The following is an 8,033-nucleotide window of genomic DNA, read 5'->3' as shown; positions in this document are numbered from 1 at the left end:
ATGCCTCGGCAAGCCGAGGCATAGAGCAGGAATTGCGCAAGCGCAATTCGGATTCCCGCGTAAACGCGGGAATGAATTCCGTAAACGGAATTCGAAAGCGTACCTATCCGCGCAAGCGCGGATAGGGGATTCCCGCAAGCGGGAATCCTGGGCGTCCGCTGCGCTCCCGCCCTACCGGCTTCGCCGGGCAGCAAGGGGTGAGGGTGCATCACATCGTCTGCTGTGTAGGGTCTGGGGATCCCCATCAGTACCCCGGTAGCGGATGTGACGGGCCGCTGGCCTGACTCGGTGTCAGTCTCCATCTCGGTGATGGGCTCCGCTGCGCTTCGCCCCAGAGGGTTCCTCGTTCTGGACGTCCGCCCGCTCAGCCTCTGCCGGAGTCCTGTGAGGTGTGAACTGGTGGTGCACTCTCAGTCCGCTTGAAGGGAACCGCAAAAGAGTATGCATCACGACGATGCACTGTGTAAGGTTTGGGGATGCTGCACCATGGCTCTCCGACGCGCAGTGAAATACCTCCTCTTATGAGTTGATGTTCGAGCATACGGCGGGAGAAGCCTTGGAAAGAGAATTCATCATCGCTGCGGTTGAGGGCATCGAGAGATGGACGCCTGTGCATCAGGCGGTAGAGATGGGTGAGTATGAGACGCTCGCCGGGTTGCTGGATGCTGGGGCTGACCCGGACGAGATGTGTTTCGGTCTCACGTTGCTTATCCATGCCATTGATGTCGAAGGAGACGGCCATCTTCAGTCGGGTCACCCGCTGAGCACGGCTGCTACGGCGATCGTGCTGGCTTACGGTGCTGATCCACGGTTGCCGGCCGAAGACGGTGAGACTCCGTTGCAGGTCGCGAAGTCCTACAACCATGAGCCGGCCGAGCGACTGCTTCAGCGCTTCCTGGCACCTGTAAAGCCAGTAGCTGGATGAAACGCCTTAGTCCCGCTGAGAGGAATTACCAATGCTGCACCCGGTGGTCGATCGTATCCGGCAGGTGCTTCCGCCCCCGCCGTCGGGCGGCGACATGATCGATTGGGAGATGCTCGCTCACTCTACCGGCTGGGAATTCCCGACGGACTACAGGGAGCTCGTCGAACTTTACGGAGGGGGAGAGATTGATGAGTATCTGTCCGTGCGTACGCCGCCTGTTGAGGGATCTCCCTTCGGGAGTCTCTTGGAGGGCGTGGATCCGGCTCTCCCCCCGGACTGCCGTGCCGAGCTGGCCCCCAGTCTTCCGGCTGATGAGGAGCCGAGGCTGCTGCCGTTCGGCACGACAGCAACCGGCGATGTCGTGTTTTGGCTGACCGAAGACGTTCAGGAGAAGTGGAAAGTCGTCATATTCAGGCGGCATGCGCTCTACGGGATGAAGCGATGGTCAATTTTTGACGGTGGCATGGCCGACTTCTTGTGGTCTCTCCTGAGTGGGTCTCTCGAGCCTTTCAGCCAGAACTTTTCGGATGGTGAGCCGCACACGTACCTTAGTTGGCGCGACGACTGAGGGAATGGCGGTAGCGCGAGGATGACAGTGAGACTGCGTGACCATCAGATCGAGGCCATCGATGCCATCGTGCGTGGCCTGGACGTTCCTGTGGGCGGTATTCCTGCTCATGGGCTGCGCGGGCAGGTACACGCCGCGTGTGGCACGGGGAAAACCCTCATTGCTGCGGCGTCGGCGAAGCGGCTTGTTCCGAAGGGACGCAAGCTCGTTCTGGTGCCGACGCTGGACCTTCTGTCTCAGACCGTGAAGGCGTGGCATGAGGCCGGGCACACGGGGCCGGCGGTTGCGGTGTGCTCGCTCCAAGACGACCCGGAGTTGTGGAACTTGCGGGTGCGCTCCACCACGAACCCCGTGCAGTTGGCGCTGTGGCACGGCCAGGGGCCGGTGACCATCTACGCCACGTACGCGTCGCTGGGGGTGCTGGCGGAGGCGTTCGAGGGTGTGTACGGGCAGCAGTTGGCGCCGGTGGACCTCGCGGTGGTCGATGAGGCGCACCGGACGTCTGGGTCGATGGGTAAGGCGTGGGCGGACATCCACGACCAGAGCGTCATCCCGGCGCACCGGCGGCTGTATCTGACGGCCACACCGCGGATCTGGGAGGAGCGGCTCAACCGGGAGGTCGCCGAAGGGGTGCGCGATCCGCTGCCGCGGGAGATGGCGGCCTCCATGGATGACGAGGCCGTGTTCGGGCCCGTCCTGTACAAGCTCTCACTCGCGTCCGCGGTCTCACGCGGGCTGCTGGCGCGGTATCAGATCATCGTCCTGGAGCTCCAGGACCCCCTCGTCACTCCGGAGCGGCTGATGGGTGAGGAGCGGCGTGGTGAGGAGGTGCGGGGGCAGCGGTTGGGGGCGCTGCAGGCGGCGCTGTTGCACGCCATGAGCCGGCATCAGCTCCAGACCTGCATCACTTTCCACTATCGGACGATAGAGGCGCAGGCTTACGCGGAGGGCCTCGAGCGCGTCGCCGCCAAGCTGCACGCGGACCAGCCGGGAACGTACCCGTCGAAGGTCTGGGCGGACTGGCTATGTGGCGAGCATGTTCCTGAGCGTCGACGGGAAGTTCTTGGTTCCTTCGGGTCAACCGCGCAGCAGGCCGTGCTGTCCAACTGTCGTGTCCTGGGCGAGGGCGTCGACATCAGAAGTGTGGACAGTGTTGCCCTGTTGGATCCCAAGGGCGCCCCTCATGACATCGTCCAGGCCATCGGCCGTGCTCTGCGGCAAAAGCCCGGGCAGGGGAAACTGGCGTCGTTGATCGTGCCGGTATTTCTTCAGCCGGGAGAAAAGCCGGAGGATATGTTCACCTCCGGGTCGTATAGGCCGCTTGTGCAGGTATTGGCTGGACTTCGGGCGCATGATGAAGAGGCCATCGAGTTGTTGGCCATTCCTCAGGAGCCGCAGAAAGATGTTGCGCAGCCTTCGGTGGATATTGGTGTGGCGCCGGAGGAGGGTGAGGAGGAATCACGGTTGCTGCTGCGTTTCGCGGCTCCACGTGACCCGGTCATGGTCGCCCGGTGGGTCTCTTTCAACGTGATCGACACTGAACGGCAGGACTGGGCCCGCGGCTGGGCCGCGCTGCGCCGGTACGTCGAGCGCGTAGGCGACGCACGCGTGCCCTACGACCACAAGGAAGATGCTCATCCGCTGGGGCAGTGGGTCGCGGAGCAGCGACGGGCTTACCGGGCTGGGCAGATGACCGGCCAGCGCGCCCGTCGGCTTGAGCAGCTCGGCATGGTCTGGGATGCCGCGGATGCCGCTTTCGAGGAGAACCTTGCTGCCTGCCGCGCCTACTTCGAGCAGCACTACACCCTCTGTGCGCCGCGTACAGCCGTTGCTCTGGGCAAGCCCGTCGGGCAGTTTGTTTCCAATCTGCGCAGGCCAGGTGTGTTGGACAGGCATCCTGAACGCGCTGCGGCGCTGGCTGCGATCGATCCCGACTGGAACCCGGCCTGGCCTGTCAGCTGGCAGCGCCATTACGCGGCGGTCCGTGAACTTCTGCGCGACGAGGGCGGCCAGACCGAGGTGCAGCCCGGCGTCACTGTTAGCGGGATGGACGTGGGGGCGTGGCTCGCCAGGCAGCGTCAGCCGACCGTCTGGCAGGCCTTGACAGGCGGGCAGCGCCAACGCCTGGAGCAGCTCGGCATCAAGCCGCCGGCCCAGGAGCCCGAGGCGGTGCCCGTGAAGGCACCCACGACGCCCCTGAGCACCTTCGAGAGGGGTGTGGCGGCCCTGGCTCAGTACAAGGCCCGCACGGGCACTTCGGGTCCTGTGAGCCGATCTCACGTAGAACGGCTTGAGGATGGGTCAGAGGTTCGGCTTGGGGTGTTTCTGAGCAACAGCAAGAGCCGCCGGGCCAAGCTGACAGCCGACAAGCTGGCCGCACTCGCCGCACTCGGGCTGGAATGGACCGTAGAGCAGCCCGAGCACGGCTGACAGAACCTCCGTGAGCCAGCGGGACCGACGGCCTCGGAGCCTCCGGCACGCGCTCCCTTTGGCTGGTTATACCCATTACCGGGTGAGTCGATAAGCCGTTGGGCTCTGTGTGCGAAGGAATCGGGATGCGGCAACGGCCGTGCCGGCCGATGTCGGAGCTGTGGAGGTCCGGTTCTTGGCTGCGGGCGGGATGACTCAGTGTTCGCCGTGGTCGGCAGCGGCCGCCGAAGTGGCCTTCGAGCAGTGTCCGCCGCTGAGGCCGTTTCCAGTCCGCAAGGGCAAGCGCACGGCGCCGGGATGGTGGTGGTCGGCGACCACCGGGCGGCTTGTGCACTACGGGTCAGGGGCGATGCGGCTCCATCTGATGCTGCTCGACCGCGATCCACGCGTCCAGGGTCTGGCCGGCCGACCACTGGAACTGCGGTGGCAGGCGCCTGGCGGAGTGCGTGCGCATGCCCCGCAGGTGATGCTCCGGCTCGCCGATGGCCAGGGGGTCCTGGCGGACTGCACCACCAGAGGAAAGCTTTCTCAGCGGCAGAGGTCCCTCGCGGCGGTAGTCGGCGAGGTGTGTGCGGCGGCGGGCTGGCGGTACTGGGTGCTGGGGCCGGTCGATCCGGTCTACCGGGCCAACGTGACCTGGCTGTCCGGGTACCGGCATCCGCGATATCGCGGAGGACAGCAGCTGGCCACGGCGTTGCGGAAGTCGTTCGCCAGCCGTACGCCGTTATGGGAGGGCGTGCGTCGGGCCGGGGATCCGATGGTGGTCCTTCCCGCGCTGTTCCATGCTCTGTGGGCGGGGCAGCTGTCCGCGGATCTGGATGCTCCGATGCATGAGCGGATGCCGGTGTGGGCGCGGGCGGTGTGATGGGGGCGAGCGGCCGGGGGCCCGGCGGGCCGGTGGTCGAGGTGGGGTCCCGGGTGCGGTTCGAGGGCCGGACGTGGATGGTGGCCGCCCTCGTCGGCGGGCAGGTGCGGCTGATCGCCGAGAACGGCGAGATGGCGGCACTGCTGCTGGGGCTGTTGTTCGGCGATGCGGAGTTTGAGGTCGTGGACGCTCCCGCCGCCTTGCAGGTGCCGCCCCTGGGCCTGCTGGAGTCTCTGCCGGCACCGGTGCGGGAGCGGGCGCTGGCGTGGGAGCGGCATGTGCGGGAGGTGGAGACGGGGCACCCGGACGGCTCCGGTGTATCCGGCCTTGTGCGGGCTGGCTACGACCCGGCTGTGCGGACGCTGGCGCAGCGGGAGGAGGCGAAGGCGGCGGAGTTGTCGGCGGCGGGTATGGCGACCAGCGCGGTGACGGTGCGTCGGATGCGGGCCCGCTACCGCGACGGCGGGGTGTGGGGACTGGTGGATCAGCGGGTTGCGCGGCCCCGTTCTGCGCTGGGGCGGGCGGATGAGCGGGTGGTGGCCGCTCTGCGGGAGGTGTTGGAGGTGGGGCGGGATCGCTCCAGCGGGACGCTGGGGCGGCTGCGTGTGTACACCGAGCGGCTGCTGGCCGAGCGGCACGGCCCCGGTGCGGTGCCGCTGCCGTCGACGGCGACGTTCAACCGGCTGGTGCACGCCCTGGCTGACGGGGGCGGGCTGTTGGGCAGTGCGCGCCAGCGCCGCTGGCGCTCTGCACGGCCGGCTCCCCCGTTCGTGCCGACGACAGTGATGGCGCCGGGTGAGCTGGTGATGATGGACAGCACCGTGCTGGATGCCTTCGTGGTGCTGGACGACGGGGTGGTGGAGCGGCCTGAGCTGACCATCGCGCTGGATGTGGCGACTCGCAGTATCTGCGCGGCTGTGCTGCGCCCGAAGGGGACCCGCAGCGTGGATGCGGCGCAGTTGCTGGCGCAGATGATGGTGCCCGCGCCGATGCAGTCCGCGTGGCCCGAGGCGCTGGCGATGCAACGCTCGGTGATCCCCTACGAGCGGCTGCTGAGCGTGGACGCGCGCCTGGAAGGGGCTGCGGCACGGCCGGTCATCACTCCGCGGATGGTCGTGGTCGATCAGGGCAAGGTGTTCGTCTCGTCCTCGTTCGTCGCCGCCTGCGGATCGCTGGGCATTTCTTTGCAGCCGGCTCCGCCGGGCAACGGGCCGGCCAAAGGGCATGTGGAGCGTGCGTTCTCCTCGATCAATACGCTGTTTGCCCAGCACGTGGCCGGCTACACGGGTTCCCACACCGGTGAGCGCGGCCGGAACGCGCAAGGCGAGGCAGTATGGACGCTCGCCCAGCTGGACGACCTGCTGCAGGAATGGATCGTCTGCGGGTGGCAGGAGCGCGAGCACGACGGCTTGCGGCACCCGATGATGCCCCGCCGTGCTCTGTCGCCGAACGAGATGTGGGCGGCGCTGGTCGGCGTTTGCGGGTATGTGCCGGTGCCGCTGGGCCGTGAGGATTACATCGAGCTGATGCCCCTTAAACGGCAGAAGATCAACGACTACGGCATCCGCATCGACTACCGCACCTACGACCATCAGGTCCTCAACCCCTACCGCGGCGAAGCCTCAACGGCGGCAGACGGGCTGTGGGAGATCCACTACAACCCGCACGCTCCCGACGAGGTCTGGGTGCGCCTGCCCAAAGCCGGCCGGCCGCAGGGGTACGGGTGGGAGGCGGTGCCGTGGATCCACCGCACCCTGGTCAGCGCCCCGTTCACCGACTTCACCTGGCAGCACGTCAGGCGCACCGTCGCCCAGCGCGGCAGCCGCGTGAGCCACGAACACGACCTGGCCCTTGCCCTGCGCGAGCTCCTGGAACGCGCCGCCGCCGGACACGGCAGCCGCCGGGACAAGGTCGTCGCCGCCCGGGCCCGCGCCCATGCCGTGAACGAGGGCGGTGCGGTGTGGGGGATCCTGTACGGCCAGCCACCGTCGGCCGCAGGCGGCGGCGCCGGCCGGGACGACGTCCTCGAGGGCGGGGAGGGCACCTTCGAAGACGAAGAGACAGCAGGCGCAACGGGCGGTGGATGCCAGCCCTTTGAGCCCGCCGCCACCGCAGGCGTGGCAGCGGCCGGGACCGCAGACGGCCAGGCACCTCCCGTGCGAGATTCCACGATCACGGTCTACGACCCCTTCGAGGAATCACTGCGATGGTGAGCGCCTTCTCCAACGACGCCGCCGGGTTCGCTCCCCTGGCCGCTCCGACTCTCTGGCAGGGCTGGGACGCTTTCGTCCACCGGGCTGCGGCGCCCGCATGCGACGCCGCGGACCCCGCCTGGTCGCAGACGGAGCGGGAGGACTACCACTCCGAACTCGCCGTCATGCGCACTCCGGCCATGGACAGCGTCTTCACCGCCGTGCGGCGGCTGTTGTTGGTCAACCGCCGCCAGCAGGCCGGCGCCCGGCGCGGCCTGATCATCTCGGGTCCGGCCACGACGGGTAAGACCACCACGATGATGGCGCTGGGGCGGTCCTTCCAACTGGCCGACGCCCGCCAGCACCCCGGCCAGGACGGCAGAAGGCCGGTGCTGTTCATCAGCGTGCCTCCGGCCGCCACCCCGAAGATGCTCGTCAGCGAGTTCGCCCGGTTCCTTGGCATGCCCGTCACCGACCGCCTGAACCAGACCCAGATCACCGGTGCCGTGTGCGACCTGCTGTGCGAACTGGGCACCCAGCTGGTCCTCATCGACGACGTCCACCTCCTGGACACCCAGCGGCGCGCCGGCGCGGAAACCTCCGACCAGCTCAAGTACCTCGGCGAACGCATCCCCGCCACCTTCGTCTACTCCGCCATCGACATCGAGACCTCATCCCTGCTCAGCGGAGTGCGCGGCGCACAGATCGCCGGCCGCTTCAAGATCTTCCGCCACCGCCCGCTGGCCTACGCGACCGAACAGGACCGGACTGTCTGGAACGACCTCGTAGGGGCCATGGAAGACCTGCTGCGGCTGCGCGCGCACCGGACCGGAACCCTGGTCCAGCACGCCGCCTACCTCCACGCCCGCACCGCAGGGCGGATCGGCAGCCTCTCCCACCTCATCCGCGAAGCCGCCCTGGTCGCCATCACCGAAGGCACCGAACGGATCACCAAGCAGCTGCTCGCCGAGGTCGAACTCGACGCAGCCGCCGAAACCCAGGCCCGGCCGGCCCGGCCCGCACGACGGAAGCGGTAGGGCATCCGCAATGGCG

The 8,033-nt window shown here is 67.6% G+C and carries 6 protein-coding genes; all 6 read left to right on the top strand.

Going from position 1 to position 8,033, the window contains the following annotated elements:
* The first annotated feature begins 529 nt into the window (after window positions 1–529).
* The 6 genes from OG736_RS47130 to OG736_RS47105 all read left to right on the top strand — a co-directional run bounded on the left by OG736_RS47130 (window position 530) and on the right by OG736_RS47105 (window position 8,017).
* Window positions 530–925: an ankyrin repeat domain-containing protein gene (locus OG736_RS47130; protein ID WP_327180482.1), complete on the top strand. Its 396-nt coding sequence runs from the start codon at window positions 530–532 to the stop codon at window positions 923–925.
* A gap of 43 nt (window positions 926–968) precedes the next feature.
* Window positions 969–1,493, top strand: a complete 525-nt coding sequence (locus OG736_RS47125; RefSeq protein WP_327180483.1) for an SMI1/KNR4 family protein — start codon at window positions 969–971, stop codon at window positions 1,491–1,493.
* A 21-nt stretch (window positions 1,494–1,514) separates the two neighbouring features.
* Window positions 1,515–3,923, top strand: a complete 2,409-nt coding sequence (locus OG736_RS47120) for a DEAD/DEAH box helicase (protein ID WP_327180484.1) — start codon at window positions 1,515–1,517, stop codon at window positions 3,921–3,923.
* 190 nt (window positions 3,924–4,113) lie between these two features.
* Window positions 4,114–4,788, top strand: coding sequence for a TnsA-like heteromeric transposase endonuclease subunit (locus tag OG736_RS47115; protein WP_327180485.1), 675 nt, complete (start codon window positions 4,114–4,116; stop codon window positions 4,786–4,788).
* A gap of 53 nt (window positions 4,789–4,841) precedes the next feature.
* Entirely contained in the window at window positions 4,842–7,001 is a 2,160-nt protein-coding gene (locus OG736_RS47110) for a TnsB C-terminal domain-containing protein (protein WP_327180486.1), read from the top strand.
* On the top strand, window positions 6,995–8,017 hold the full coding sequence (locus OG736_RS47105; protein WP_327180487.1) for a TniB family NTP-binding protein: 1,023 nt from the start codon (window positions 6,995–6,997) through the stop codon (window positions 8,015–8,017). The genes OG736_RS47110 and OG736_RS47105 overlap by 7 nt, the downstream gene beginning before the upstream one ends.
* Window positions 8,018–8,033 lie beyond the last annotated feature (16 nt).

The sequence above is a fragment of the Streptomyces sp. NBC_01334 genome, assembly GCF_035983595.1.
Taxonomy (GTDB): Bacteria; Actinomycetota; Actinomycetes; order Streptomycetales; family Streptomycetaceae; genus Streptomyces; species Streptomyces coriariae.
This window is presented reverse-complemented; position numbering and strand designations above follow the sequence as displayed.

What these genes read in the sequence shown, in the direction of transcription:
- OG736_RS47105 (WP_327180487.1), top strand. Translation starts at nt 6,995, where the DNA reads ATGGTGAGCGCCTTCTCCAACGACGCCGCCGGGTTCGCTCCCCTGGCC.
- OG736_RS47120 (WP_327180484.1), top strand. Translation starts at nt 1,515, where the DNA reads ATGACAGTGAGACTGCGTGACCATCAGATCGAGGCCATCGATGCCATC.
- OG736_RS47130 (WP_327180482.1), top strand. Translation starts at nt 530, where the DNA reads ATGTTCGAGCATACGGCGGGAGAAGCCTTGGAAAGAGAATTCATCATC.
- OG736_RS47115 (WP_327180485.1), top strand. Translation starts at nt 4,114, where the DNA reads ATGACTCAGTGTTCGCCGTGGTCGGCAGCGGCCGCCGAAGTGGCCTTC.